At 59.2% G+C, this 25,412-nt stretch carries 22 protein-coding genes; 13 read left to right on the top strand and 9 right to left on the bottom strand.

What is annotated here, in order from left to right; all coding sequences use genetic code 11:
* Positions 1-179: 179 nt before the first annotated feature.
* The 3 genes from HMJ29_RS02420 (at position 180) to HMJ29_RS02410 (ending at position 6,315) form a co-directional block, all read left to right on the top strand.
* Positions 180-599 (top strand): BlaI/MecI/CopY family transcriptional regulator, encoded by a 420-nt coding sequence (locus tag HMJ29_RS02420; RefSeq protein ID WP_171589991.1) that lies wholly within the window; start codon positions 180-182, stop codon positions 597-599.
* The gene (locus HMJ29_RS02415; RefSeq protein WP_171589990.1) at positions 596-3,481 is read left to right on the top strand and encodes a M56 family metallopeptidase; all 2,886 of its coding nucleotides are present in this window, start codon (positions 596-598) and stop codon (positions 3,479-3,481) included. The genes HMJ29_RS02420 and HMJ29_RS02415 overlap by 4 nt, the downstream gene beginning before the upstream one ends.
* A gap of 245 nt (positions 3,482-3,726) precedes the next feature.
* Entirely contained in the window at positions 3,727-6,315 is a 2,589-nt protein-coding gene (locus HMJ29_RS02410) for a DUF5916 domain-containing protein (protein WP_171589989.1), read from the top strand.
* A gap of 45 nt (positions 6,316-6,360) precedes the next feature.
* Here the strand turns inward: HMJ29_RS02410 and meaB are convergent, their stop codons facing one another.
* The gene (gene meaB, locus HMJ29_RS02405) at positions 6,361-7,338 is read right to left on the bottom strand and encodes a methylmalonyl Co-A mutase-associated GTPase MeaB (protein WP_171589988.1); all 978 of its coding nucleotides are present in this window, start codon (positions 7,336-7,338) and stop codon (positions 6,361-6,363) included.
* A 140-nt stretch (positions 7,339-7,478) separates the two neighbouring features.
* Between meaB and HMJ29_RS02400 the strand changes: the two genes are divergently transcribed.
* A complete protein-coding gene (locus HMJ29_RS02400; protein ID WP_171589987.1) occupies positions 7,479-8,879 on the top strand; it encodes a DUF5723 family protein in 1,401 nt (466 codons plus the stop codon).
* A 258-nt stretch (positions 8,880-9,137) separates the two neighbouring features.
* On the opposite strand, the gene HMJ29_RS02395 is transcribed toward HMJ29_RS02400, so the two are convergent.
* The 3 genes from HMJ29_RS02395 to HMJ29_RS02385 all read right to left on the bottom strand — a co-directional run bounded on the left by HMJ29_RS02395 (position 9,138) and on the right by HMJ29_RS02385 (position 11,775).
* Positions 9,138-10,229, bottom strand: coding sequence for a YncE family protein (locus tag HMJ29_RS02395; RefSeq protein ID WP_171589986.1), 1,092 nt, complete (start codon positions 10,227-10,229; stop codon positions 9,138-9,140).
* A 189-nt stretch (positions 10,230-10,418) separates the two neighbouring features.
* A complete protein-coding gene (locus HMJ29_RS02390; RefSeq protein WP_171589985.1) occupies positions 10,419-10,973 on the bottom strand; it encodes an NUDIX hydrolase in 555 nt (184 codons plus the stop codon).
* A 58-nt stretch (positions 10,974-11,031) separates the two neighbouring features.
* Positions 11,032-11,775 carry a L,D-transpeptidase family protein gene (locus tag HMJ29_RS02385; protein ID WP_171589984.1) on the bottom strand — a complete coding sequence of 248 codons (744 nt, stop codon included), beginning with the start codon at positions 11,773-11,775 and terminating at the stop codon, positions 11,032-11,034.
* 342 nt (positions 11,776-12,117) lie between these two features.
* Between HMJ29_RS02385 and HMJ29_RS02380 the strand changes: the two genes are divergently transcribed.
* The 5 genes from HMJ29_RS02380 (at position 12,118) to HMJ29_RS02360 (ending at position 16,384) form a co-directional block, all read left to right on the top strand.
* On the top strand, positions 12,118-13,110 hold the full coding sequence (locus HMJ29_RS02380) for an alpha/beta hydrolase (protein WP_171589983.1): 993 nt from the start codon (positions 12,118-12,120) through the stop codon (positions 13,108-13,110).
* A 35-nt stretch (positions 13,111-13,145) separates the two neighbouring features.
* Positions 13,146-13,586, top strand: a complete 441-nt coding sequence (locus HMJ29_RS02375) for a DUF4174 domain-containing protein (protein WP_171589982.1) — start codon at positions 13,146-13,148, stop codon at positions 13,584-13,586.
* 73 nt (positions 13,587-13,659) lie between these two features.
* Positions 13,660-14,829 (top strand): NAD(P)/FAD-dependent oxidoreductase, encoded by a 1,170-nt coding sequence (locus HMJ29_RS02370; protein WP_171589981.1) that lies wholly within the window; start codon positions 13,660-13,662, stop codon positions 14,827-14,829.
* Positions 14,830-14,992: 163 nt separating this feature from the next.
* Complete coding sequence (locus tag HMJ29_RS02365) at positions 14,993-15,277, top strand: hypothetical protein (RefSeq protein WP_171589980.1); 285 nt, start codon at positions 14,993-14,995, stop codon at positions 15,275-15,277.
* Positions 15,278-15,412: 135 nt separating this feature from the next.
* On the top strand, positions 15,413-16,384 hold the full coding sequence (locus HMJ29_RS02360; protein ID WP_171589979.1) for a YitT family protein: 972 nt from the start codon (positions 15,413-15,415) through the stop codon (positions 16,382-16,384).
* Positions 16,385-16,482: 98 nt separating this feature from the next.
* Here the strand turns inward: HMJ29_RS02360 and HMJ29_RS02355 are convergent, their stop codons facing one another.
* Together HMJ29_RS02355 and HMJ29_RS02350 are read right to left on the bottom strand one after the other, a co-directional pair.
* Positions 16,483-17,274 (bottom strand): SDR family NAD(P)-dependent oxidoreductase, encoded by a 792-nt coding sequence (locus HMJ29_RS02355; RefSeq protein WP_171589978.1) that lies wholly within the window; start codon positions 17,272-17,274, stop codon positions 16,483-16,485.
* A gap of 173 nt (positions 17,275-17,447) precedes the next feature.
* Positions 17,448-18,296 (bottom strand): DUF2490 domain-containing protein, encoded by an 849-nt coding sequence (locus HMJ29_RS02350; protein WP_171589977.1) that lies wholly within the window; start codon positions 18,294-18,296, stop codon positions 17,448-17,450.
* Between the two features lie 391 nt (positions 18,297-18,687).
* Here HMJ29_RS02350 and HMJ29_RS02345 point away from each other — a divergent pair, with 391 nt between their 5' ends.
* From HMJ29_RS02345 to HMJ29_RS02335, 3 genes are all read left to right on the top strand, one after another.
* A complete protein-coding gene (locus HMJ29_RS02345; RefSeq protein WP_171589976.1) occupies positions 18,688-21,063 on the top strand; it encodes a SulP family inorganic anion transporter in 2,376 nt (791 codons plus the stop codon).
* A 292-nt stretch (positions 21,064-21,355) separates the two neighbouring features.
* Positions 21,356-21,859 (top strand): ankyrin repeat domain-containing protein, encoded by a 504-nt coding sequence (locus HMJ29_RS02340; RefSeq protein ID WP_171589975.1) that lies wholly within the window; start codon positions 21,356-21,358, stop codon positions 21,857-21,859.
* Positions 21,860-21,948: 89 nt separating this feature from the next.
* Positions 21,949-22,359, top strand: a complete 411-nt coding sequence (locus HMJ29_RS02335) for a DoxX family protein (RefSeq protein ID WP_171589974.1) — start codon at positions 21,949-21,951, stop codon at positions 22,357-22,359.
* 61 nt (positions 22,360-22,420) lie between these two features.
* Here the strand turns inward: HMJ29_RS02335 and HMJ29_RS02330 are convergent, their stop codons facing one another.
* Positions 22,421-23,128, bottom strand: a complete 708-nt coding sequence (locus HMJ29_RS02330; RefSeq protein WP_171589973.1) for a hypothetical protein — start codon at positions 23,126-23,128, stop codon at positions 22,421-22,423.
* 219 nt (positions 23,129-23,347) lie between these two features.
* On the opposite strand from HMJ29_RS02330, the gene HMJ29_RS02325 reads away from it, so the two are divergent.
* A complete protein-coding gene (locus tag HMJ29_RS02325; protein ID WP_171589972.1) occupies positions 23,348-24,391 on the top strand; it encodes an SDR family oxidoreductase in 1,044 nt (347 codons plus the stop codon).
* A gap of 109 nt (positions 24,392-24,500) precedes the next feature.
* Here HMJ29_RS02325 and HMJ29_RS02320 read toward each other — a convergent pair whose 3' ends face one another.
* Positions 24,501-24,800 (bottom strand): hypothetical protein, encoded by a 300-nt coding sequence (locus HMJ29_RS02320; protein WP_171589971.1) that lies wholly within the window; start codon positions 24,798-24,800, stop codon positions 24,501-24,503.
* 186 nt (positions 24,801-24,986) lie between these two features.
* Complete coding sequence (locus HMJ29_RS02315; protein WP_171589970.1) at positions 24,987-25,379, bottom strand: YybH family protein; 393 nt, start codon at positions 25,377-25,379, stop codon at positions 24,987-24,989.
* Between the last annotated feature and the right edge of the window lie 33 nt (positions 25,380-25,412).

The raw sequence follows: 25,412 nt of genomic DNA, 5'->3' as shown, positions 1-25,412 counted from the left end.
GTAGGGCGGTGGTCCGTACGCACAGCTAGGTGATTTACGAGGGGTATCTAGGTGGTAAATAGAAGGATAGAAGCGGATTGTAATATTGTACGAAATAAATCGTAGATTATACTTGCATGTACGAGAAGCTTCGTATATGTTTGGTGTACGAACTACTTCGTAGGATAAACTATTCTCGCATGAACAAGTCACCTGCTCCTAAACCTACTGAATCTGAACTGGAAATTCTGCAGGTGCTTTGGCAACACGGCCCCAGCACTGTTCGGTTTGTAAATGATGAGCTCAGCAAAAAGCGTGATGTAGGCTACACTACTACGCTGAAGCTGCTGCAGCTAATGCTGGAAAAAGTCCTGGTTTTCCGCGACGACGAGAGCAAGACCCACATTTATCGGGCTGCCGTGCGCGAGGAGGAAACTCAGGGCCTGCTGCTCGACCGCTTCGTGGAATCGGCCTTTGGCGGCTCGGCCATGAAGCTGGTGATGCAGGCCCTGGGCAACCGCCACACCTCGCAGGAAGAACTCCAGCAAATCCGGCGCCTGCTCAACGACATCGAGATTAAGAACGACACCACCCCACCCTCAACCGACGAAGCCCTATGAACTGGCTCGAACAACTTTTGCCGCCCGCGCTCATCCGCGCCTTGGGCTGGACGTTAGTGCACTCGTTGTGGCAGGGTGCTGTGGTAGCGCTGGCCCTGGCGGGGCTCCTGCTGCTCTTGCAGCGGCACCGCGCCGCGGTGCGCTACAACACGGCCGCAGCCTCTTTGGTGGCCTTGCTGGTCTTGGCCGCCATTACGTTTGGGCGGTATTATGCTGCCGCTCGCACGGAGGTGCAAAAAGCCTCAGCCGTATCAGCCGTAACTACTGAAACCATGTTGCCAGCGGCGCCCGCCGTGGCCGCTGAGCAGCCAGCGGTAAGCGCGGCTCCCGCCAGCACGGCAGTAGCTGCGGTGGCCGACGTGGCCCCGGCAGCAGCTCCGGCCCCCACCGGCCTGCAGGCGTGGCTTACCTATTTTGACCAGAACCTGCCCGTATTGGTGGCCGCCTGGCTGCTAGGCCTATTGGCCATGACCCTGCGCCTGTTGGGCGGACTGGCCTACGTGCAGCGCCTGCGGCGCTACCGGGTACAGCCCCTCGCTGCAGAGTGGCAGGAGCGGCTGAGCACCCTGGCTGGCCGGGCCGGTTTGCAGCAGCCCATTGAGTTGCTGGAGTCGGCGCTGGTGCGGGTGCCCGTGGTGGTAGGCCACCTGCGGCCCGTGGTGTTGCTGCCGCTGGGTACGGTTACCGGCCTGAGCCAGACGTATCTGGAGGCCATCTTGGCCCACGAACTGGCCCACGTAGCGCGCCGCGACTACCTGGTAAACCTAGTGCAGTCGGTAGCCGAAACCTTATTTTTCTACCATCCGGCGGTATGGTTCCTGACCGCATGCCTGCGCACTGAGCGCGAAAACTGCTGCGACGACATGGCCACTGCCATGGTGGGCGGCAACCCGCTCACAGTAGCCCGCGCTTTGGCAGCCCTGGCTGAGCTAAGCGCCGTGCCCGCCACCCCAGCGCAGCTGGCGCTGTCGGCGCTGGGGCCCGATGGTTCCGTGCTGGGCCGTATTAAACGGCTGGTGCAAGGCCGCACGGCACCTACCTTTACAGAAGGTTTTATGGCTGCCTGCGTGGTGTTGGGTGGTATGGTGCTCCTAACCTCGGCCGTAGCCATGGCCGATCCTAGGCCAGTGGGGACCGATGGGAAAGAAGGCGGCGCCCTAAGCAAGCTGCCCTTCCTGCTGGCAGAACCTGATACCACCCTGATAACAGCCACCGAGCAGGAACTCGTAGATGTTGAGGCGGTCGAAATGCCCGACGTGCCGGAAATACAGGACGCAGCCGATCTGGCGTCCTCGTGGCAGGATAACGGAGATAAGGATAAAAAGCGCCGTAAGCGCTCCAAGCAGGTAGTGGTGGTGCAGGAAGGTGCCCGCCGCCCCGGCACCATCGTTATTGAAAAAGACAAGAAAGGCCGCCTGACGGATCTGTACGTGAACGGACGGCGCGTTGAAACGGCTTCCGCCAATAAGAAGAGCAAGCAGAAAGGGCAGGAGGTAGAGGTAATTCGGGTGGCGCCAAATGGCCAGGTATGGAGCAATGCTACTCCCGGCTTTGATTTCCGCTTCAACGACAACTTCTCCCGTGTATTTACGGTGCCCGGGGGTGGAATGAGCGAGGCCGATCTGAACCGCTTGCGTTGGCAGGCACAGCCGGGTGCGGCTCAGCTCTGGCGCGTAACCCCCGAGCTGAGAGGCAGAGCCTTCGCTATTGACCGCCGTGAGCTGGAGCGCAACACGCGCCGCGCATTGGCCCAGGCTGAGCAAAACCTGCGTGAAGCCCAACTCAATACCACCTCAGAGGAGGAGCGGGACCGGCTGGAAAGTGCCCTGGAGGAACTCCACGACCAGCGCGAGGAAATGGAAAACCGCCTGCGCGAAAGGGTTGATGAGCGTCGGGAGTTTGAAGAGCTTAAAGGCCTCAATGGCAATTTAAGAGTGCTAAGCGGCAATGCGCTGCGGTTAGAGGACAGCGAAGCCACCCGGCGCGTAGCCGATGTGGCCCGCCGCGAAAGTGAGCTGGCTCGCCGCGAGGGCGACAAAGCCCGTCGGGAAAGCGACATAGCCCGCCGGATCAGTGAGCTGGCGCGCCGGCGCGAAGTGGCTGCCAAGCAAAAGAACCAGAAGGAGGTAACCCGCCTGGGCCAGGAGATAACCACCCTGGAGCGGCAGCTGGCCACGGCTCACCGCGAAACGGAGGCGGCCCACCGCGAGACCGAAGCGGCTCACCGTGAAACGGAACGGGTAGAACGCGATACAAACCTGCGGGGCAGCATCCGGCAGAGCAGCAACGCCCGCAGCGGCGGTGATGAAGCGGTGCGCCGGGAGCTGCTCAAAGATGGCCTGATTGAAGACGACGGCAACTTCCAGTTCAAGCTCAATAGCACGGAGCTGGTGGTAAATGGCAAAAAGCAGTCGGCGGCTATGCACACGAAATATCTGCGCCTGGTAGAAGCGCAAACGGGTAACAAGCTCGCCAAGGGTTCTTACAACATTACCCGTAATACGAACAGCAATAGCAGCACTTCCTACAACGACATGCCTGCTCCGCCTAGGCCACCCCGGGCACCGCGACCAATGGTTCCGCCGGTGCCCCCCGTGCCGGCCGCCCCCGCCGCACCAGGCGTTCCTGCTCCGCCAGCGCCCCCAGCGCCCCCCCGCCTCGATTCCGACGAAATTCGGACGGAACTGCGCAAGGATGGGCTGCTGGGCGCCAGCGAGAAGGGCTTCCAGTTACAGCTAAACGACGACGGATTAACCGTGAATGGTAAGAAGCAGTCTGAGGCCCTGGCCGACAAGTATCGGCAAATGCTTGACGTGCCAAACCCCAATGACACCAAAGGCGGCAAGGCCCGCCGCAACATCCAGATCAGTGTGAGTGAATAGTAGCCTGGATCTTCCTGAATCGGCCGCCGCTGCAACGGCGGCCGATTTTTATTATGAAGTTTTTGTGAACAGGCAACTGTTGGGCCTGCTCAAGCATCTATTGCCACATCCTGCCCGAGCTATATATCGGCGCTGCCACCTCGTCCTGACCTGGCCTAGGCCACTCCGTCGGGTGTGTTTATCTCCCATTACCAGTTCGCTTGTTCCACTTCTCCTCCCACCTACACGCCGTGAAATGCTTCTGTATGTTTCTGCTGGTTTGCCTGGCTCTGGCAACCGGCACGAGCTATGCACAAACAGCTGAAACGGCCGCCCAGGCTGCCGTTCCCGCCCCCAAACGCCAGCTGCAGGCCTTGCGCATCACTGAAACTATTAAGCTGGATGGCCAGCTGGATGAGCCCATCTGGCAGCAGGCTCCCATTGCCACCGACTTCATTCAGAACCGGCCCAACCCCGGCCCTCACGAAAAGCACCCCACTGAGGTGCGCGTGCTCTATGACGATGCCAACCTCTACGTGGGCGCCATCATGCACGACGTATCGCAGGACTCCATTATGCGCGAGCTGAGCGCCCGCGACGACATTGGCAACTCCGACTTCTTCGGTGTTTTCCTGGATACGTACCACGACCAGCTGAACGGCTACAGCTTTATTGTAAGCACGGGCGGAGTGCAGGTAGATTCGCGCTACTCGCCGGCTGGCGGCGAAGATGGCAACTGGAACGCCGTGTGGGACTCGCGCACCGCCATGCGCGGCACCGACTGGATCTGCGAAATCCGGATTCCGTACTCCGCCATTCGTTTCAGCAAAGCCACCGAGCAGGTGTGGGGCCTGAACTTCATGCGCCAGCGCAAGCGCGACAACCAGGCCTTCTTCTGGAACGAGGTGAAACCCGCCGTAGATGGCTTTGTAAACCAATGGGGTGAGCTGCGGGGCCTGCGTGATATTACGCCGCCGCTGCGCCTCTCGCTCACGCCCTACGTTTCCAGCTATGTAAACCACTATCCCTACCAGGAGCAGGGCACCCGCAACACCAGCACCAGCTTCAATGGCGGCGCCGACGTGAAGTGGGGCATCAACGAAAGCTTTACCCTGGATGCTACGCTGGTACCCGACTTTGGGCAGGTGCAGAGCGATAACCAGGTGCTTAACCTCTCGCCGTTTGAGGTGCAGTTTCAGGAAAACCGCCAGTTCTTCACCGAAGGCACCGAGCTGTTCAACAAGGGCAACCTGTTCTACTCCCGCCGGGTGGGGGCCACGCCCATTGGGTTTGATAACGTAAGCAGTCAGCTGCGCCAAGGCGAGCCGGGCCTTGATGGGCAGCGTAGGCCCGGTGAAGCCGTGGTGAGCAACCCCGGCGTTACCCGCTTGCTCAACGCCACCAAGGTATCGGGCCGCACCAAGAATGGTTTGGGCATTGGGGTGTTCAATGCGCTCAGCAATGATGTGTACGCCACCGTGCGCGACTCCGTGGACGGCAGCCGCCGCGAGGTGCTTACCCAACCCTTCAGCAACTACAGCATTATGGTGCTGGACCAAAGCCTGAAGAACAACTCCTACGTTTCGCTCATCAACACCAACGTTACGCGCTGGGGCAGCACCTATGATGCCAACGTGACGGGTGGCCTGTTCCGCTTCGCCAACAAAAAAAACAGCTACGCCGTGGATGGCCGCGTGGTATACTCGCGGCGGCGTGGCAATGTGTTTGGCTCAGAAGAGCAGATTGATGACCAGGATGGCTACAAATACCAGATTGGGGTCAGCAAGATCAGCGGCAACTTTACCTGGGGCCTAAACCACGGTATTGAGTCAGACAAGTACAACCCCAATGACCTGGGCATCCTGTTCGGCAACAACAACATCAGCCAGGGGCTGTACGCCAGTTACAACAAGTATAAGCCGTTTTGGAAGGTAAATAACCTCAATACCTTCTTCAACCTGAATCACTCCCTGTTGTATAAGCCCACCCGCTACCAGGATGCCAACGTGTCGGCGGGCTTCAACACCACGTTCACCAAAAGCTTCATGACGGTGGGGGCAAACTTCGACGCCAACCCCGTTACGCACGATTACTACGAGCCCCGCCAGTACCCGCTGGGCGACTACTACGTGCGGGTGCCGGTGAATGCCAACCTGGGCGGCTTTATCTCCTCTGATTACCGCAAGAAGCTCGCGCTGGATGTAAACGCGGGTGTGCGCTGGTACGATACCGACGACCGCCTGGAACGCGCCCGGCCGCGCCGCATGGGCTACGGCTGGAACATCTCACCGCGCTACCGCGTCAGCAACCAGCTCAACTTCCGCTATAGCCTCGACTGGAACCTGCGCCAAAACCAGGTAGGCTACGTGAATGGTGGCCTAGACACGAGCCTGCCCGATGATGCGGAGTTCCGGAAAAACTACGCCACGGATGTGCTACTGGGCCGCCGCCGAGTGCTTACGGTCACGAACACGCTGTCGGGGGCATACACCTTCAACAACCGCATGTCGCTCACCATCCGCACGCGGCACTACACCAGCACCGTAAGCTACGCCGACTTTGCCCGCCTCGGCAAGAACGGCCAGGAAACCCTGGTTGATTACCGCCGCAACCGCGACAATACCTTCAATGCCTTCAACGTGGACGCCGTGTACTCGTGGTGGTTTGCACCGGGCTCTCAGGTAAGCATTGTGTGGAAGAATGCCAGCTCCTCTTTTCTGGAGGCCAACGAAGCCACCCCGCTTTACTTCGATAACCTGAACAACACCATCAATACCCCGCACAATAACAACGTTTCCATCAAAGTCCTCTATTACCTCGACTACCTGATGATAAAGCGGAAGCTGGCCAGCTAGGCCAGTAGGCTGCGTACCGCGAAACGGATTTTCGCGGTACGCAGCCTACTGGCCTAGCAGCTCCTCGGCGGCCCCGAATGCCGACTTGCGGCCATTCATTACCTGCTCTCTGATTTCGGGGAGGCGGGCGGCAATATCGGGGCGGGCGTAGAAGCGGGTTTCCAGGGTTTCGCGGATGGTTTCGTGGAGCCAGTGCAGGTTTTGCTCCTGGCGGCGGCGCTGGAAGTAGCCGCTCTCCTGCGTTTGCTGCACGTACTGCTCCACCAGCTGCCACACGGCCGGCACGCCTGCCCCCGTTACCGCCGAAGAAACCGTGACCACGGGGCTCCACTGCGAGGGCGCCAGCGGAAACAGGTGCAGGGCATTCTGGTACTCCACGCGGGCCCGGCGGGCGGCCTGCTCGTTGCCACCATCGGCTTTGGTGATGGTGACGGCATCGGCCATTTCCATGATGCCTTTCTTGATGCCCTGCAGCTCGTCGCCGGCGCCAGCCAGCATCAGCAGCAGGAAGAAATCGACCATGCCGTGCACGGCGGTTTCGCTCTGGCCTACACCCACGGTTTCCACAAATATCACGTTGTGGCCGGCGGCTTCGCAGAGTACCAGGGCCTCGCGGGTGCTGCGCGTGACGCCCCCGAGGCTGCGGCCGGCGGGAGAGGGCCGGATGTAGGCCTGCGGATGCGCGGCCAGCTGGTTCATGCGCGTTTTGTCGCCGAGAATGCTGCCGCCGCTGCGCTGCGAGGAGGGGTCAACGGCCAGCACGGCCAGGCGGTGGCCTAGCTCTCGCACCAGATGCAGGCCTAGCGCCTCAATAAACGTGCTTTTGCCCACGCCCGGCACGCCCGTAATACCCACCCGCACCGAGCGGCCCGCGTAGGGCAGCACCGCATCAAGCACTTGCTGAGCCAGGGCCTGGTCGGAGGGCAGGGTGCTTTCCACCAGCGTAATGGCCCGGCTCAGCAGCACGCGGTTGCCGGCTAAAATGCCATCGGTGTACTCAGAAACGGAGAAGCGTTTTGCCAAAGCGGAAAAGAAATGTGCCGGAAGCTTCGTTAGCTTTGAAGCGGTTACCGGTACCTACGTAAAGTAGGCCGGCAGTGGCCTACAGGCCTAGCCCAGGTATCGGCCCCAAACTAACGAAGCTTCGGCCACAATTCCGTCTTATGAAACCCACTCGTCTTTCCCTGATGCTGGGGCTGGCCCTTAGCGTGCCCACCGCTCTGCACGCCCAAAACGAGCTTAGCAACTTCACGGCTACCGGCCGCGGCGGCGTGGCCACCACCTTTGCCACCGATTATCAGGCCATTGGTATTAACCCCGCCAACCTGGGCCGGGTGGGAGGTGCTACGTTCTCGTTTACGCTGGGTGAGGTGGGCGCCGGCGTGGGCTCTCAGTCGCTCACGCGCCAGCAGCTGCGCAAGTTCATCTACAACACTAAAGACCAACTGCCGCAAACCGACCGGCTGGAGCTGGCGCGGGCGTTTACCTCCGACAATGCCCTGAACCTAAACGCCGATGCCACCACGCTGGGGCTCTCAGTGCAGCTGCCCGTAATTGGCGGCATTGCTATCAGCAACCGCATCCGGACGGCGGGGCACGTGGCCCTGAACAAGAATGCGGCCGAGCTGCTGTTTCTGGGCCGCGAGGCACCGGTGTATACCTCAGTGGGGGCGGGGGGCACGGTGCCGCTGGTATCAGAAGCCCTGGCCGGCACCGACCTGCAATTTTCCCTGCTCAACGAGTTCAACCTGGCCTGGGGCACCCGGCTGATTGATCTGCCCCTGTTCCAGCTCTCGGCCGGGGCGGGTTACCGGTACATCCAGGGGCTGGGCATTGTGGATATTCAAGTGGAGCCCGGCAACTTACAGGCCTACAGCTCCATGTCGCCGCTGTTTGATATTAACTACGGCTCTGTTGCCGCTAATCCTAACTTTAATCTGCGCAACGGCAGTGGCCTTAAGCCTGTGGGCACTGGCCACGGCTTCGACCTGGGCCTGGCCGCCGAAGCTGGCAAAGCCCTCCGGCTGGGTATAGCCATTACCGACATTGGGCACATGGATTGGGAAGGCAACCTGGTTACGGCCAACGACCAGCCCCTCAAGCGCCTTAACTCCAGTGGCGTTGGAACTTATAACTTCATCAAAGAAGCCACTCAGATATTCGCGGCCGGCACCGATAGTCTATTCGATTACCAGGCCAGCCAAACCCGTCGTGCCGATTTGCCCACTAAGCTGCGCGCCGGCGCCGGGCTGCGCATCAGCGAGTACTTTGAGGCTGGCCTTGATGTAACGCTGCCCCTGAACAACGTGGCCGGTAACCTCCCCGCCACCTTCGTGGGTGCCGGCCTCGACTACAAGCCCGTGCACTGGCTGCGCCTAAGCAGCGGCCTGACCGGCGGAGCCGGCTACGGCCTCAGCGTGCCACTGGGCTTCACGCTCACTACCTCCGCCTACGAGGCCGGCATCAGTACCCGCGACGTGGTAGGCCTGGTAGCCTCTAAAAACCCTTACCTCTCAGTAGCCGCCGGCTTCCTCCGCTTCAAGTTCGGTGGCCAGTCGCAGTAGTGGTGAAATGGTGAAGTTGTGAGGCGCGGGTGGCCTAGACAGGTTGTCATTGCCAGGATGAAGGACGAAGTAATCTTCTCTGGTCCCAGGCAGCACTTGTGATGAAACCGAAAAGCCCTTACTTCCAGCGCGGAGGCAAGGGCTTTTTCATGTATAAACGGTTCGTGCAACGAAGAAGGAAGGATTGCTTCGCTCCGCTCGCAACGACGGGACGCTGTAAGCCGCTAGGTCACCTCACCACTTCACCATTTTACCGCGTCACCGCGGTTCGGTGATGAAGTTGGGGAGGCCTAGCTTGCTGCGACGCCCCCCAAGTTTGAGGCCGTTATCGAGGTAGGTGGCTTTATCGGAGTTGGGGTTCTGGATAATGCCGAGGTAAGGGTTGTCTTCGCGGGCCACGTAGATGTTGCCATCGGGGGCGCGCTGCAGGGAGCCTACTTTCCGATTCGCCGACTTGCCAACTACTGTGGCCTTGCCGGTTTTGAGGTCGAACTGGAAGATCTGGGCCTCGCCGCCGCCTTCGCCGTTGCTGGAGCCGTAAAGCTTGCTGCCATCGGGCGAGAACTCCACGCCGTAGGCCTCGGGGTAGGGCGCAAAGGACTTCGCGTTGCTTACTTTGCCGGTGTTGCGGTCAAAGTCGAAGACTTCGTATTTGTTGGCCTCGCGCCACAGCGCCACGGCCAGCTTCTTACCATCGGGCGAGAACTTCATGGCGCCAATGGCATTGCGGCCGGGGCCGGCGTGCATAGAGCCTACATTACTCAGAATAGGTTTGCCCTGTACCCCATCGGCTGTTACCAGGAAGGTTACAAAAGCGTTGGAATTCCAGCGGTGCGCCACAATCCAGACGTCGCGGCCGTTTTGGTGGCGCACGGCCGCCAGCTTCTCGGCCACGGGCGTAATCAGGAGGGCATTGGCCCGGGGCACGTCGCCGAGGCCATTGTCGCGGGTCATGTCTACGGTGGAATAGCGCAGGCCATTGCCGTTGCCCTGGGCCGCTACCGTGAACACGTAGAACACGTTGCCGCTGCCGGGGTCGGGCACAATAAGCGCACTCTGGGTGCTGGAGTTGGAGCCCATCAGCTTTTTGCCATTGGGCATTACCTGGTGCTGGCGGTTGAACACAAATTCGCCGTTGGTATAAAACAGCAGCTGCCCCTGCTGATTGGTAGCCACCGCCGAGCCTTCATAGGTGGTCATTTTGCTGGTGAGCAGCGGGGTGGGCGCGCCGCCATCGGCTGGGAAGCTCAACCCAGCTTGCTGGCCAAACAGCCAGATAGACTGCTCCCGTTGGGCAAAGGAAGCCAGGGCCGGCAACAGCAAAAGCAACAAAAGCGAAAGTCGTCTCATCGAGAAGGTGTTGAATACGCAACGTGCATTAGGTACGCAACCTATAACGCAATTTCGTGCCAGATTTGGGTGGTAGGGCAGTGAGGTAATAGGGGAAGAAAGAAGCTGCCCCAGGCTTCTACACCGTCATGCCGGGCTTTTACCCTTTCCCATTCCACTTCATCACGCCATTTCCTCATCATTAAGTAATCATACCTCCCATTCTCCGGCGAGCAGTCTGGGAATAAGCGGCCGGATGATGTTGTAGCTGGCACCCCAGAGCTTGTAGGCGCCAATATGGTAAAACGGCACGCGCCGCGCGCTGGGCCAGCCGGGGAGCTGCCATTCTTCCTCGGTGTGGTTGGCCTCGTTGGTGAGGTGGGGCAGCGGAATCTCCAGCACTTCATCAATCTCGTGGGTTTGCCATTCCCACACCTCGGGCCTGCGAATACGGCCCAGAAATGGGGCAATGCAAAAGCCCGAGAGCACTGGTACGGTGGGCAGGGCCGCGAGTACCTCCACATTGCCGGGCAGCAAGCTCACTTCTTCGTGCGCCTCCCGCAGGGCTGTAGCCTCTAATGTGGCATCTTCGGGGTCGCGCTTGCCGCCGGGGAAAGCCAACTGCCCGCCATGCACGCCAAAAGCCGCCCGGCGTACCATCACAATCTGCAAGTGCCCGGCGGCATCCCGAAATACCGGTACCAGTACTGCCGACTCGCGTAAGTTTTTGGGAAGTGGAACGTCGGAAATTGATGGAATAGACATAGGTGCAAGGTACAGTGCCAGTCCTGAAACAGGCCTGGGCCACCTGGCAAGAACCTGTTTACTGCACCGTGTAGGTGCCGCGCTCAGTTACCGTTACGTTGGGCAGCTGGTGATGGTCGGCGAAGTACTGGTAGCCGGGGGCCAACTCTTGCCAGAAGCGCACGTGCGGATTGCCAAGGCGGTGGGCGAGGTTGCCGGCAGTAAGCTCAAACGGGAAAATGTGCACCGGAATAGCTGTTTGTCCGGCGGTACGGGCCTCTACGGCCAGCACGTACAGCTCCCGAATGCCCGCATCGGTGATGGGCAAGCAGCCGATGGTAACGTCGGAGCCGTGAATGAAAATGTCTTTGCCCGGATCTTCCAGGCCACTGCGCACCAGGTCAGCGGCGTTGGGGTAGTCAAGGCCCAATGACAGGTGGTACTGGCTGATGGGGTTGAAGCGGTTGATGTAGTAGAAACCCTCGGGCACCTGCCCATCGTGGAGGCGGCGCTTGGGCCCAAGCGTGCCCGAGGTGCCGGCCAGCCGAAACGTGCGCAGCAGCTGATACTCGCCCTCGCCCTGGTTGCGGCCCCACGCCTCTACCCGCCGCTCTACCTTCAGCGCCCGAATAAACAGCTCCAGCCGTTCCGCATCAAGGTGGTGCTCCCGCAAAACAGCCTGCATATTGCTCCCCACAACCGCGTAAGCATCCCGCACGCGGGGGTAACGAAGCTGGTCTTGCCGGAAGGCTGGGTCAGTAGGAACTGAGGAGGGGAGGTAACAGGCCGTGAAGAGGGAAACGGCCCAAAGCAACAGACGCATGAGAAAATACTAGTGGCCTACAGTCGCGCAGCTGGCGCTTATAATTCTCCTAATAGCTCAACGGAACCAGGTACTGCAAAAGTACAAGCGGGACTATATTCAGTAGCAGAATTATTTGTGGAAATCAGGAAGCTGATTTTCCTTCTTATCTGGTGCCGTGAGCTGCATAATGTTCCGGTTTAGGCCTGCTTACCAACCGCTATTTACCTGCCGGTGGCTTCCCGCCTAAATACATCTTATCTGGCGAGCCGGGGTAGATAAAAAAGCATGGGCCTAGCGGTGGCCCAAACGGTACTTTATATTCAGCTATACCACTTAGCCGGCTACCTGCGTATGGCTAGTATGTTGCAGTCAGAAGTACCCGCTCCCGCCACTTATTCACAGTACGTGCCCGATATCCTTGGTGAGGGATTCGAGCAGCTTACCATTACCCCCGCCGACTCGCCCGATTACGAAGGGGACGTGTTCAGTACCTTGGTCCGGTACCAGGCCGCGGCACCCACCACCCGCGCCGTGCTCTATGTGCACGGCTTCAACGACTACTTTTTTCAGCGTGAGCTAGCCCAGAACTACGGCGCGCACCAGTTCAACTTTTACGCCCTCGATTTGCGCAAATACGGCCGCTCTATCCGGCCTCATCAGCGCCCCAACAACGTCCGCGACCTGCGCGAATACTTCCACGACCTGCACGCGGCGCTTGCTCGGCTTCGGGAAGAAGGCAACACCACCATTGTGCTGAGTGGCCACTCCACCGGCGGGCTCATTACGTCTCTGTATGTGAGGGAGCACCAAGAGCAGGCTGGCATTGCTGCCCTGGTGCTCAATAGTCCTTTTCTGGAGATGCACCAGCCCTGGCTGCTGCGGAAAATTGGTATTCCATTGATGAGAAGGGTAGGCGCCCGGTGGCCTGATTTGCAGCTAAAGACCGCTCTTTCAGCTGTGTACGGAGAAAGCCTGCACCGCTCTTACCGGGGAGAGTGGGACTACAACCTGGAGTGGAAGCCTAACCAGGTATTTGGCATGAATGCGGGCTGGCTCCGGGCTATTCGGTGGGGGCACGCGCAAATCCGGCGGAGCCTGAATATTAAGGTGCCCGTACTGGTGCTGCATTCTGATAGAACGGCCCGGCGCGGGCATCCGGAAGATGTGTTTGAAACTGATGTAGTCCTCAACGTAGCCCATATCCGGGAGCTTTCTCCCTGGTTGGGGTCTCGGGTAACCGAGCACGCCGTGGAAGGCGCTATTCACGATGTGTTTCTGTCACGGGAGAAGGTGCGCACTGAGGCCTACCGCGTACTCTTTGAATGGCTGGGGCGGGTGCTGCCAGCTGCCTAAGCAGCCCTGCCTGCGCTGGCCACGTATGCAGGAGCATGAAATGTTCTGCTTTCCTGCTCCTGACTGCTGCGGTGTTGTGCGCCGCGGTGGCGCTGGCCCAAACCACCCCTGAGCCGTTGGCCACTTGGCTCCCCAAGCAGCGCTGGCAGCGCCGCGTGGTGTTGCTGTGCGCTCCAAGCAGCAGCAGCTCCGCGCTACTGGTCCAGCAGCAGCGCTTTGCCTCAGCGGCGGCCGCCATGCAGGAGCACGACTTAGTAGTACGGGAGGTGCTAACTGAGCAGCTTTCGGCGGCTGATATGCACTACCTAACCAAAAAGCTTGGGGTAAAATCCAGTGGTTTTACACTTTTGCTTATCGGAAAAGATGGGGGTGTGAAGCGGCGCGAAACCCAGGCCATTACAGCTGAGTCGCTTTTTCAGACCATTGATGTAATGCCCATGCGCCGCAGTGAGGCCCGAACCACTAAGCGGCCCTAGGCCACTACATGTACGGCTGCTATGAGGCAGGCTGAAGCTGAGCATTACCTTTGGCGCCTGTAACTCTGCGCGCGTGTCTGTTTCTGAACCTATTACCTACGATGTGCTTCTGGTAGGCGCCGGCCCAGCGGGTACGGCCTGTGCCCTGGCCCTGCGCACTAGTGGCCTACGGGTTGCGCTGGTAGATAAGGCCCGGTTTCCGCGCGACAAAATCTGCGGCGACGCCATTCCTAGTCCTACCCTCAAAGCACTGGCGCGGCTCAACCCGACCTATGCCGCCGAGCTACGCACCCTCACGGCTCCGCACCGCGCCGAGGTAGCCCATAGCCGGTTAGTAGCACCAAGTGGGGCGGAGGTAAGCATCAGCTGGAAAGCACCCGCCTTCAATAGCCCGCGCCTGCACTTCGATGATGCCCTGCTACAGCTCGTGCGCCGCCATACCAGCACCGAGGTGCTGGAAAACTGGCCTGTGCAGGCCGTAGAAGCCACATCAGAGCACGTTACTCTGCGCTCCAGCCAGCCAGAGCTGGCCCCCCTCAGAGGTCGGCTGGTCATTGGCTGCGATGGGGCTCACTCAGTGGTGGGCCGCCAGCTGGCACCCTGGCCTCTCAACCGGGCCCGTCATTGTGCCGCCGTGCGCGCCTACTATACCGGCGTGCAGCAGGCCCCCGAAACCACCAGCGACTTCTTTTTTCTGCGCCGCCACCTGGCTGGCTATTGTTGGGTGTTTCCGGTGGGCAACGGGGTGTATAACGTGGGCTTCGGGATGCTCTCGGCTGATATAGCCCGCAACCAGGTTGACCTGAAGCAGGTCCTGCGGCAACTGCTGGCCGAGCACCCGGGCCTGGCGCCCCGCTTCCGGGAGGCCCGGCTGCTGGGGGAGGTAAGGGGCTTTGGCCTGCCGCTGGGCGGTTCTGCCAGGCCACTTACCGGTTGCCGCGCCCTGCTCTGCGGCGATGCCGCCGCCCTCATTGACCCCATGCAGGGCCACGGCATTGATAAAGCAGTGCAGAGCGGCATTCTGGCGGCAGAGCACACCATGCGCTGCTTTCAACAGAACGATTTTGGGCCTGCTAGTTTGCACCACTACCAAGAAGAAGTTGAGCACCGTATTGGCCGGGCCCTAGGCCACCGCTACCGCCTGATGCGGCTGCTGGCTGCCCGGCCCTGGCTGGTGGATGCAGTGTTGAGCCTAGCCAGGGTACCCTGGGTGAAGCGAGTATTCGTGAAAGCCATCGGCTAACAAAAGGTTAACTTTGTGGAGCTCAACTCGTTTCTACAGGGCTGGCCTGTGGCCGGCCAGCTCCCTCTCCTTGCTAACCCGCTCTCCTATATCACTTTTGTGGCGCCTGGCGCTCCTGCTGGTCTGCTGGCTGGGGGGCTTCGCCTGCCTGAGTCCTTCGGGAGTGCCTACGCAAGAGTTACAGCAGCTGCAGCCTGGTCATCAGGCCACCGAGCCGGGCTTCCGGTTGGTAGCGGCAGCTATGCTAGAGCAAGCGGCGGTGCTGCCGGCCGTGCCGCAAGCGCCAGCCGTGGGGCTTTACACAGCCTTGCCACCTGCCCTGTTGCTTTGGAGCGGCCACGCCTGGCCATCGGCCGTGGGGGTATTGCCGGCTGTGCGGCCCTGTGCCCTGCCTGATTTATGTAGGGTGCGCCTCCTGCTGACGGCGGTGGCGCCCAATGCGCCCTAACTGGCCTAGCGTATCTCTGGGTTTGCTGTGGCACCACTAGGCAGCTTGATTGCCACGCCGCCTTAGTGCCTGCCAGTTAGCACTAGTGCGCTGTGTTATACAGCGGCGTTTCCTATTTATGGCCAAATCACGCGTATGTTTTTTCAGCAAATGTTGCTTGAGCGCAACAAAAGAGCCGCCCTTGAGGGGGCACCTCGTCCTGTAGGGCCACTGCCCGAGTTCCCTGTTGATGCGCTGGGTGCCGCCCGCCGGCGTATGCGGCGGGGCCTGCTGCAGGCAGGCTTTATTGTAACAGGTATATTTTCAGCTGCCTTGGGTCTCAAGGGGTTCTTGCTGCCCAATGAGTTTATTGACGGCGGTGTTACGGGTATTTCCCTGCTTACTAATCAGTTGACGGGCCTGTCCTTGTCGGCGCTGATAGTAGTTATCAATATCCCATTCATCATAATGGGCTATTACCAGCTAGGCAAAGGGTTTGCCTTGCGCACGTTGGCCGCCATTCTGGGGCTGGCGTTGGTGCTGCTGGTAATTTCCTTCCCGGTTATTGCCACCGATAAGCTGTTAATTGCCGTGTTTGGGGGCTTCTTCCTGGGGGCCGGCATTGGCCTCACGGTTCGCGGCGGGGCCGTGCTCGACGGGACTGAAATTCTGGCCGTGTATATCAGCAAGAAAACACCCCTGAGTGTGGGCGATATTGTGCTGGTGATAAACGTGTTCATCTTCATAGTGGCCGCCATGCTGCTCTCCGTCAACACGGCCCTCTATTCCATCCTGGCCTACCTGTCGGCGGCTAAAACCATGGATTTTATTATTGAGGGCATTGAGGAGTACACGGGCGTCACCATCATCTCCCAGCACTCCGATAAAATCAGGCTGATGATAACTGAGAAGCTGGGCCGCGGTGCTACCATTTACATGGGCAAGCGCGGCTTCGGCAGCCACGGCGACCAGCTGGAGTCACTCGACATCATTTTCACGCTGGTTACCCGCCTAGAAGTAGGCCGGCTCACCGATGAAATAGACCGCCTCGATCCGCAGGCATTTGTAGTGATGAGCAGCGTGCGTGATACCAAAGGCGGCCTGGTAAAGCGGCGCCCTTTGCACTAGTATACCCTGCATAGCCGGAGCGTTGCTCCACAGTAAAGCCCCGCTGCCCTCTCAACTTCTGAGAGCTCAGCGGGGCTTTACTGTGCCAATAAACAGGCCTAGCCAATGCTCCGGATAACGCCACCATCAACGCGCACGGAGGCGCCGTTGGTAGCCGAGGCCAGCGGACTGGAGAGGTAGACTACCATGTTGGCTACTTCCTCGGTGGTAGCAAAGCGCTGCAGCAGCGAAGAGGGACGAGCATCCCGGAAGAACTCGTGCTCAGCTTCCTTCGGGGTTTTGCCCTCGGCGGCCATTTTGCCAATAAACTCCTGCACTCCCTCAGAGGCGGTAGGGCCCGGCAGCACGGAGTTTACCGTAACGCTAGTGCCCTTGGTAAGCTCCGCCAGGCCCCGCGCCACGGCCAGCTGCGCCGTTTTGGTTGTGCCGTAATGAATCATCTCCTCCGGTATCTGCAGCCCCGATTCGCTGGAGATAAAGATGATGCGGCCCCAGTCGTTGGCCAACATCTGCGGGAAGTAGTGGCGCGAGAGACGCACGCCGCTCATCACATTTACCTCAAAAAAGTGGAGCCACTCTTCATCAGGAATCTCAACAAATGGCTTGGGGTCGAAAATGCCCACGTTGTTCACCAGAATATCCACGGCGTTTACTTCGCGCAACAGGGCCGCTACCTCCTCGGGCTTACCAAAATCTACGGCTACGCCACGCACGTTGGCCTGCGGCACCGCCGCCTGAATTGCAGCGCGCGCTTCCTGAATGCGGCCTTCTGTGCGGCCAGTGATGATAACTTGAGCGCCTTCTGCGGCCAGGCCGCGCGCAATTGCCAGGCCAATGCCACCCGTAGAGCCTGTGATGAGGGCCACCTTGCCGGTCAGTTGTAAGTCCATAGTATGATGCTTTATAGGAAGTCGATTCTCTGTCTAACCCACAGAGTCTATTTTTGTCTTGGCTGTCATCTGGCGCTCTTCCTCGGTCAAGCAGGAGTATAGACTTAGCAACAGTATTTCCGCAAAGCCGGGCATAATCAGCGCCAATAGAGCGCTAGGCCACTAGGATAGCACTACCGTTCAGTAGCTGGCCGGAAATCGGGGTTGAAGTTGAGGCTGATCTGGAGGGTATGGTTTTGCTCGAATACCACGCCATCATCATGCTGCACGGTTTGGCGCAGGTAGCTGGTTTCTACCCCTAGGGCCTCCGTAATTTGATAGCCCAGGCCACCATAAAGGCGGTTTTGGTTGAACACGTTAGCCCCCACGTTGCGGCCGTAGCTGATAAAGATTTCATCGGAGGCCAGGGCGTACAGGGTGCCGGCTTCCAGCTTTGGGCCGGTGAGCGGAAACTGCAGCTGCAGGCGGTAGCGGGAGCGGTTCTGGAAGGCGTAGGCTGCCTCTCCGGGGTCCCGCAGCCAGCGCTGTTCCTGGGTGTAGCGGTGCGCAAGCGTGAGGCGCCCGAGCGTGTTCTCCAGCTCAGCCCGCACATAAACCCGGCGCTCATGGCTGCGGCCGGCATCAGGAAAGTCGCCGTAGGGCAGGGAGAGCAGGTACGCATACCCCCCCGAAACCAGCAGCTGCTCCGTAGCGTGGTAGTTGCCCCCAATGCGGTATAAGTACTGCTGCGGATCTTGCAGGCCGTTGGTACGGCGGTACTGAAACTCCGTGTGCAGCCCCCAGCGCTGACTCAGGCGGGCGTCGCTGAAATAGGTTAGCCAGGCGTTGTGGTTGCGGTCAGTGACACGCTCCGGCGGCGCCGTTTGCGCCAGGGCCTTGCCGCCGCATAGGCACCCCACCAGCCATACCCAACCCCAAAATCGCGAAGAAGTAACCACGCAGAGGCTAACGGAAAGTTGAGGCCAACGGATGCCGGGCGCCGTGTAGCGCCCGCAGTGGCCTAGAAGGTTATGGCGGCTCACGGCCCACTAACGGCCGGCCTTATTACCCAGCTTTAATGGCGTTATAATGAGGCTTTAATGTGATTGTAACGCGCATTTAATACTCTTATAAGATCCTTTTAATTGATGCTTAATGTTGCGCTTAGAGCACCATAATATCTTTGTGCGGTAGGTAATACCATGTGGTTTGAGACTTATTCTCACGCGTTTTTCCACTTTCAAAAAAAGCCTGATGTCGCCCGTCGAACCCTCCTGTACCCGGTAGTGACCTACTCAAGCAGGTTCTTCTGAGCCGGGCACTAAGCCCCATCTGGTAAGTAAGGCTCCTTCGCCACCTGCGCTTGTCCCGTGCTTTGCCAGGCCACTAATGGCCTGGCCTGGGTTTCTCTTGCCTGTAGTTATATAACCTCATATGAGTAAGCAGCTTAGTGTATCACGGTTTTTAGACTTTTCCTACTTTAAAAATGACTTACAGGGCGGCTTTGTCTCGTTTCTGGTAGCAGTGCCCCTGTGCCTGGGTATTGCACTGGCTTCGGGCGCGCCGCTATTTGCGGGCATTATTGCCGGAATAGTGGGCGGGCTGGTGGTAGGGGCGCTGAGCAAGTCGGCGCTAAGCATTTCGGGCCCCGAGGCCGGACTGATTCTGGTGGTAGTGAGTGCCCTGGAGTCGTTGGGTTCGTTTGGGGCGCTGCAGGTGGCACTGTGCGTGGCTGGGGTTATGCAGATTGTGCTGGGCATTGCCCGTGCCGGCGTTATCAGCAATTTCATTCCATCGGCCGTGATTAAGGGAATGCTGGCTGCAATCGGCATTATTCTGATCATGAAACAGCTGCCCCACCTGCTAGGCTACGATGCTGACGCGGCCGAAACATTGGCCCTGTTCCCCAAAACCGGCTCGACCATTACGGCTCTGCTTGAAACGGCGGTGCACCATATTCAGCCCACTGGCCTAGGTATTGCGGTGCTGGCCCTGGCAGTGCTGGTGCTCTGGGAGCAAGCTTTCATTAAGCAGCATCCGGTGCTTTCTAAGGTGCCGGGCGCCCTGATAGTAGTGGTGCTGGGCGTGGTGGTAAACCAGCTGGTGCAGGCATTTAACCCGGCCTTGGCCCTGCGCGGCACTCACTTGGTGCAGCTGCCCGTGGTAACCAGCGCCGCTGATTTTCGGAACCTGTTCACGCTACCTGATTTCAGCCAGCTCACCAACGGCAAAGTGTATCTGGCGGCCCTGTCTATTGCCCTGGTAGCCAGCCTGGAGGCACTACTGTCCATTGAAGCCACCGACGAGCTGGACCCGCTCAAGCGCAAAACGCCCACTAACTGGGAGCTAAAGGCCCAGGGCGCAGGCAACCTGGTAAGCGGCCTGATTGGTGGCCTACCCTTGACTTCCGTAATTGTGCGCAGCTCGGTGAGCCTGAATGCCGGTGCCCGCACCAAGCTGGCGGCCCTGCTGCACGGCACCTTCCTGCTGATTAGCGTGCTGCTGTTCCCGAAGCTGCTGAACATGGTGCCCTGGGCAGCCCTGGCCGCTATTCTCTTGGTAACCGGCTACAAGCTGGCGCGCGTGAGTGTATTTAAAGAACAGCTGCAAGGCGGCTTCACTGAGTTTGTGCCCTTCATAGTAACCATTGTGGCCATTCTGGCAACTGACTTGCTGGTGGGTATTGGCATTGGCGCGGCTGTGGGCATGTTCTTTATCCTGCGGGAAAGCTACCGCAACGCCCACTTCTTCGAGCATCATACCGTTGATGGGCGCGACAAAATCCGCATCAGCCTCGGCGAGCATGTATCGTTCCTCAACAAGGCCAGCATCCTGACCATCCTGAAGAACATTCCCGAAAACGCCACGCTGGAAATTGACGGTACCAACTCGGCTTTCATTGACCGCGACGTACTCAGCGCCATCGAGAACTTCCGCGATTCGGCCCGGCAGCGCAACATTCAGGTGGTATTTCTGCGCAAAGCCGACGACTACACCCAAAACCTGGCCGAGCAACGGCAGGTAAATGAGCAGGAGGCAGAGTTTGAAGCGTATTATAAGCTCTTTGATAACGACCGCAATTGGGTAGGCGAGAAGCTCCGGCATGCCCAGCATCCGGCTTCGGCACTGAGCACCGATGCCCCCAAGTTTCTGTTTATTGGCTGCTGTGACAGCAGAGTGCCGGCCAGTGAAATAATAGGCACGGCGCCCGGCGAGGTGTTTGTGCACCGCAACGTAGCCAACCTGGTGGTCAGCACTGATCTGAATTTGATGTCGGTGCTGGAGTACGCAGTGGAGGTGTTGGGCGTAGAGCACGTGGTGGTGTGCGGGCACTACGGCTGCGGCGGCGTGCGCGTAGCCATGGAAACCCAGGAGCCGGGCATGCTCACCAACTGGCTCAGCAACGTGCGTGAAGTAATGCAGCGCAACAGCCTTGAGCTAGAGGCCTTAGAGACTGACGAAGCCCGCTACCGCCGCCTGGTAGAGCTGAACGTTATTGAGCAGGTATATAACCTCTGCCAATCCAGCACGGTGCTACGGGCGCGGCAGCAGCAACAGCCCCTGCACATACACGGCTGGGTGTATGACTCACACGCCGGCCGCATTCAAGACCTGCGCGTAGATACCCGCCGCGACTTTGCTGAGTACGATACGGTGCTGCGCTACCACCTGCGCCCCGAAGGCCTTACCCGCCTCACTGGCACGCTGCACCAGCCCCCAGCCATTTACTCCATTTTCGCCCCCAATACGGGAGGCCCCATCATTGCCATTCCGCCCCTGCGCGGCGACGCTCCGCTGGGCACTCCATAAAACCACTTTTGAGGGGAAGTGTGCACAAGGTCGGGCTGGTAGTCTGGCCTTGTTGCGTAGTGGCCTAGGCCTGTTCCTGTAGGGGAATGTGCGTACAAGCCCTCTGGTGCCCCTTGGCATAGGGCGCCTGCGGTGGCCTAGGGGCCGGGGGTAAGTCAAAGAGCCGGGAGCAAAGGTTAGCTAATGGGCTGCTTTTCTTGGGTAGTATAAAACCAGTATCCGTTGTAGCAATCCATTTTCCGGCATCGTCGTAGTATGTACGAACTCATTTACCCCTTGTACTGCTGCTTTTATGGATTTTACCTCTGCCCGGCCCGAAGACCTACTGATTGATGCTGCCCGTAACGGCGACGTTGCCCACCTCCAGGAACTCCTGGCCCAGGGCCTCGATGTGAACCTGCAGAATGGCAAAGGCTTCACGCCCCTGATTGTGGCGGCATATGACGATCAGGTAGAAGCCACCCGAGTATTGCTAGAGGCCGGCGCCGACCCCAACGTGCAGGACGCTTCCGGCAATACGGCCCTCATGGGGGTTAGCTTCAAGGGCTACGCTGAAGTTGCGCGCCTCCTAATTGAGCACGGCGCCCAGTTGGACGTACAAAACGGTAACGGCGGCACGGCCCTCATGTTTGCTACATTGTTCGGCCGCAACAACATACTCCCGGTGCTACTGCAGGCGGGTGCCGACATCAACGTGCAGGACGTGCGCGGCCTCACCGCCCCCGACCTGGCCGTGCAGCAAGGCAACGCCGAAGCCCTGCGGATTTTCGATGAGCACTTCGGCCGGAAGTCCTAGGCCACTTCAACTGGCCATGCTGCCCACAGCGCGGCAGACTAAGCCAGTGAATTTATCTACTCAACCCCAACCCTTAGCTCAATACACCCATGGACCGCGGAAACCCGTACGCCTCGTATGCTTATGCCTTACTACGCATTGTGGTAGGCCTGCTCTTTGCCATGCATGGCAGCCAGAAACTGCTGGGCTTCCCCGGCGGCGATGGCAATACCGTAGAAATTGCCTCCCTGATGGGGGTAGCCGGGATTATTGAGCTAGTGGGTGGCCTCCTGATACTAGTCGGCTTCCTGACGCGCCCTGCCGCTTTCCTGGCCAGTGGCATGATGGCCGTAGCCTATTTCATGGCTCACGCGCCTCAGCATGCCCTGCCCATCGTGAATAAGGGCGAGTTGGCCGTGGTATTCTGCTTTGTGTTTCTCTACATCGCGGCCCAGGGCGCGGGCGTCTGGAGCATTGATAGCATGCTGCATCGGCGGAGCCCCGGCGCGGTGGGCATGTAGGCCTGCTCTACTCAAGAAATGCACAACGGCCGGACATTTGTCCGGCCGTTGTGCGTGTAGGCTACTTAGTCCAGGAGCGGTTATGGTCGAAGAGTAAAAAGCCCACCTGAACTATGTATTGAGTGGTGTTCTGCCGGAACGCGTACAGCTTGTTATCAAAGCGCAGCTGCCTGGTGTAGGGCGTGAGGCTGCCTTCGTAGCGTGCTCCCACATCAAAGCGCCACAGCTGCACCCCAATGCCCACCTGGCCCAGGAGCTGTACCCGCTCGGGGCTGGCATACAGGCTGTTGTATGCAGCAACCCAACTTTCCGTTGAAGAGCTTATTGCCTTTTCCCGCTCGTGTCGGGCTACTACCGGGCCAGCTACTACATAAAACTTTTCGGTGACATGGTATCCTGCCAGCGCCCCCACCTCCAGCCGACGAATCCAGGGAGCATAATAGAAGGTGCCTCTGGGGAACTGGACTTCATATTGATTGCCTAATACCTTGGTATACCCTACCTCTGGCTGCACAAAAAAGGTGCCTTGTCCTATTCCAACCCTGGCATACGCGCTGATTCGGTTGCCCGTATCGTCCTGCCGCGCATTATCGGTATAGGTAAGAATGGTGGTGCTACCCAGCGTGAGCTCTCGTTGCTTGGCCCAGGTCTGGTTGATGTTAAAGCTGCCTGCCACGCCTACTGCTTGCAGGTGCTGCGCTGTGGCGCTTTGCATAGTGGCTAGGCCACTCAGCAGCGCGCATGATAACAGAATAGACGTTTTGTGCATGGAAGAAGAATAGAGAGGAAAGAAGATAGACACAGGTATTGCTGGTAGGCGCTAGGCCACTCCGGCAATTATAGTTTACTTCCGTAATAAGCAAAAAACATAGCACAGTAGAGATATATCAGCCCCTGAAAGGGGAGCCAGCATACGACTTGATTTTACATGACCGGGTAGTTCAGCCTGACGTAAGGAGAGCTATGACCACCAATCTGAATCAACCCTATGAAACTCAAACCCCTGAATCAGCAGACCATTGTGATTACGGGTGCCACCAGTGGCATTGGCCTGGCCACTGCCCGCCTGGCGGCCGAGCGCGGCGCCAAACTGGTGCTAGCCGCCCGCAGCGAGGCCGACCTGCACCATGTAGGCGCTGAGCTCAGCCATAAGGGCGCCCAAGTGGTTACAGTGGCCGCCGACGTAGCCAGCGTAACAGACATTCAGCGGATTGCCACCACCGCGAAGGAGCGCTTCGGTGGCCTCGATACCTGGATTAATAATGCGGCTGCTTCCATCTGGGGCCGCCTGGAGGAGGTCAGTCACGAAGACAGCCACCGGATGTTCGAGACCAATTTTTGGGGAGTGGTATACGGCTCACTGGCCGCCGTGAAGCACCTCAAAAAGCGGGGTGGCGCGCTCATCAACCTGGGCAGCGTGGCATCGGATATTGCGTTTCCGCTGCAGGGCATGTACTCGGCCAGCAAGCACGCCATTAAGGGCTTCACCGATGCCCTACGCCAGGAGCTGGAAGAGGAAGGAGCCCCCATTTCTGTTACGCTCATTAAGCCATCGGCCATCAACACACCCTTTCCGCAGCACGCCCGCAACTACATGGATAAGGAGCCCAAGCTGCCCCCACCCGTGTATGAGCCTGAGGAAGTGGCCAATGCCATTGTGCATGCCGCCGAGCACCCCGAGCGCGACATTTACATTGGGGGCGGCGGAAAAATGTTCAGCACCATGAACAAGCACCTGCCCCGCGCCATGGACTTCCTCAACGAGAAAGTAAACATGAAGCTCCAGACCCGCGATGAGCCCCCACGTAACCCCGCCGGCTCCCTGCACGGCCCCTACGTGCGCGACGGCAAAGCGCACGGCACCCACCCGGGCTACGTTATGCAAAAAAGCCTGTACACCCGCGCCAGCCTGCACCCCGTCATCACGGGGGCCTTTGCCGCTCTGGCCGGAGGTATTCTGGTGGCGCTGCTATCGGGCAAAAACAGCAGTAGCAGCGAGCCAGCTGAGGAAAACGAAAGCGCCACTGCGTAAATAAGCCTTAGGCCACTGCTGGCTGACGCCCGTAGCAATGCATTGCCTACAAACCGGCCGGACCCCATAGGGTCCGGCCGGTTTGTGCGGGGGCAGTAGGGGCCTCAGGCTAGTTCCCCAGCGGCTGCCAGGGCTGCTCTACCACGGCGGCGGTATTCTTCGACAGGAAGTTGTTGTACAACTCCTCGGCGGGGCCCTGGCCTAGCAGCGGCTTGCCCTCACTGGGTAGCACCAGCAGGAGCGCGTTGGAGGCCAGGCCTAGCTCTTGAGTGAGTTGCTGCTGCAGGGCCTCGGGGTTATGCACGTAGGCCTCTTGTAGTTTCACCACGGTCAGGTGCTGGCCTTCGTGCTCAATATGAGCAAATACCCCCGCGGGGCCGGTGGAGAAATTATCCGTATCGTTCTGCATGGAGAAGGGTGTGAGTGGAGCTACCCTATACGAAAGTTGGTGGCCAACTGCTGGCTTTGCCTGAGCCAGTTCTGAACAAAGCAAAACCGACCCGCCGTAGGGCGAGCCGGTTTAGCATGCGGGGCCTGGCTGGGGCCAGTGAACCTGTTTTCTCAGCCGGGTGGTAGTTGTGTAAGCTGACCAGGGCTAGGCCCCCTGGCTGCTGTTCCAGATGTCGCGGTGGAGCTTCCAGTTGTTGCCCTCGTGCTTCCATACCACCATGTATTTGCCCTGGTCGAGCACCTGGTGATTCATGCCGTATAGGTGGTAATTGCCCATTTCAATGGCTGTATCTTCGTTGAGCTGCTCTACTTCCACGGAGCGCAGGTTGGCCTCTTTAATGCCCATTTGCATGGCACCCTGCCAAAACGCGGCAATGCCCTCGTGGCCCTGCACTGGCTCGCTACCCGTGGGCAGGAGCATGCCATCGGAAGTATAAAGACGCGCCATGCCTGCGCCGTCGCCCAGCCCGAAGGTCTTTTCAAAGGTTTTGTTGGCTTGCCGAATCTCGTCCATGATAGTTGTGGTCAATGCATCCATAGAATGGTGGGGTTGAGGGTGGTACAACAGTGA

This window comes from Hymenobacter taeanensis (assembly GCF_013137895.1).
Taxonomy (GTDB): domain Bacteria; phylum Bacteroidota; class Bacteroidia; order Cytophagales; family Hymenobacteraceae; genus Hymenobacter; species Hymenobacter taeanensis.
This window is presented reverse-complemented; position numbering and strand designations above follow the sequence as displayed.

What these genes read in the sequence shown, in the direction of transcription:
- HMJ29_RS02375 (WP_171589982.1), top strand. Translation starts at nt 13,146, where the DNA reads ATGAAATGTTCTGCTTTCCTGCTCCTGACTGCTGCGGTGTTGTGCGCC.
- HMJ29_RS02390 (WP_171589985.1), bottom strand. Translation starts at nt 10,973, where the DNA reads ATGTCTATTCCATCAATTTCCGACGTTCCACTTCCCAAAAACTTACGC.
- HMJ29_RS02420 (WP_171589991.1), top strand. Translation starts at nt 180, where the DNA reads ATGAACAAGTCACCTGCTCCTAAACCTACTGAATCTGAACTGGAAATT.
- HMJ29_RS02380 (WP_171589983.1), top strand. Translation starts at nt 12,118, where the DNA reads ATGTTGCAGTCAGAAGTACCCGCTCCCGCCACTTATTCACAGTACGTG.
- HMJ29_RS02360 (WP_171589979.1), top strand. Translation starts at nt 15,413, where the DNA reads ATGTTTTTTCAGCAAATGTTGCTTGAGCGCAACAAAAGAGCCGCCCTT.
- HMJ29_RS02410 (WP_171589989.1), top strand. Translation starts at nt 3,727, where the DNA reads ATGTTTCTGCTGGTTTGCCTGGCTCTGGCAACCGGCACGAGCTATGCA.
- HMJ29_RS02415 (WP_171589990.1), top strand. Translation starts at nt 596, where the DNA reads ATGAACTGGCTCGAACAACTTTTGCCGCCCGCGCTCATCCGCGCCTTG.
- HMJ29_RS02315 (WP_171589970.1), bottom strand. Translation starts at nt 25,379, where the DNA reads ATGGATGCATTGACCACAACTATCATGGACGAGATTCGGCAAGCCAAC.
- HMJ29_RS02355 (WP_171589978.1), bottom strand. Translation starts at nt 17,274, where the DNA reads ATGGACTTACAACTGACCGGCAAGGTGGCCCTCATCACAGGCTCTACG.
- HMJ29_RS02340 (WP_171589975.1), top strand. Translation starts at nt 21,356, where the DNA reads ATGGATTTTACCTCTGCCCGGCCCGAAGACCTACTGATTGATGCTGCC.
- HMJ29_RS02330 (WP_171589973.1), bottom strand. Translation starts at nt 23,128, where the DNA reads ATGCACAAAACGTCTATTCTGTTATCATGCGCGCTGCTGAGTGGCCTA.
- HMJ29_RS02325 (WP_171589972.1), top strand. Translation starts at nt 23,348, where the DNA reads ATGAAACTCAAACCCCTGAATCAGCAGACCATTGTGATTACGGGTGCC.
- HMJ29_RS02335 (WP_171589974.1), top strand. Translation starts at nt 21,949, where the DNA reads ATGGACCGCGGAAACCCGTACGCCTCGTATGCTTATGCCTTACTACGC.
- HMJ29_RS02400 (WP_171589987.1), top strand. Translation starts at nt 7,479, where the DNA reads ATGAAACCCACTCGTCTTTCCCTGATGCTGGGGCTGGCCCTTAGCGTG.
- HMJ29_RS02345 (WP_171589976.1), top strand. Translation starts at nt 18,688, where the DNA reads ATGAGTAAGCAGCTTAGTGTATCACGGTTTTTAGACTTTTCCTACTTT.
- HMJ29_RS02320 (WP_171589971.1), bottom strand. Translation starts at nt 24,800, where the DNA reads ATGCAGAACGATACGGATAATTTCTCCACCGGCCCCGCGGGGGTATTT.
- HMJ29_RS02395 (WP_171589986.1), bottom strand. Translation starts at nt 10,229, where the DNA reads ATGAGACGACTTTCGCTTTTGTTGCTTTTGCTGTTGCCGGCCCTGGCT.
- HMJ29_RS02385 (WP_171589984.1), bottom strand. Translation starts at nt 11,775, where the DNA reads ATGCGTCTGTTGCTTTGGGCCGTTTCCCTCTTCACGGCCTGTTACCTC.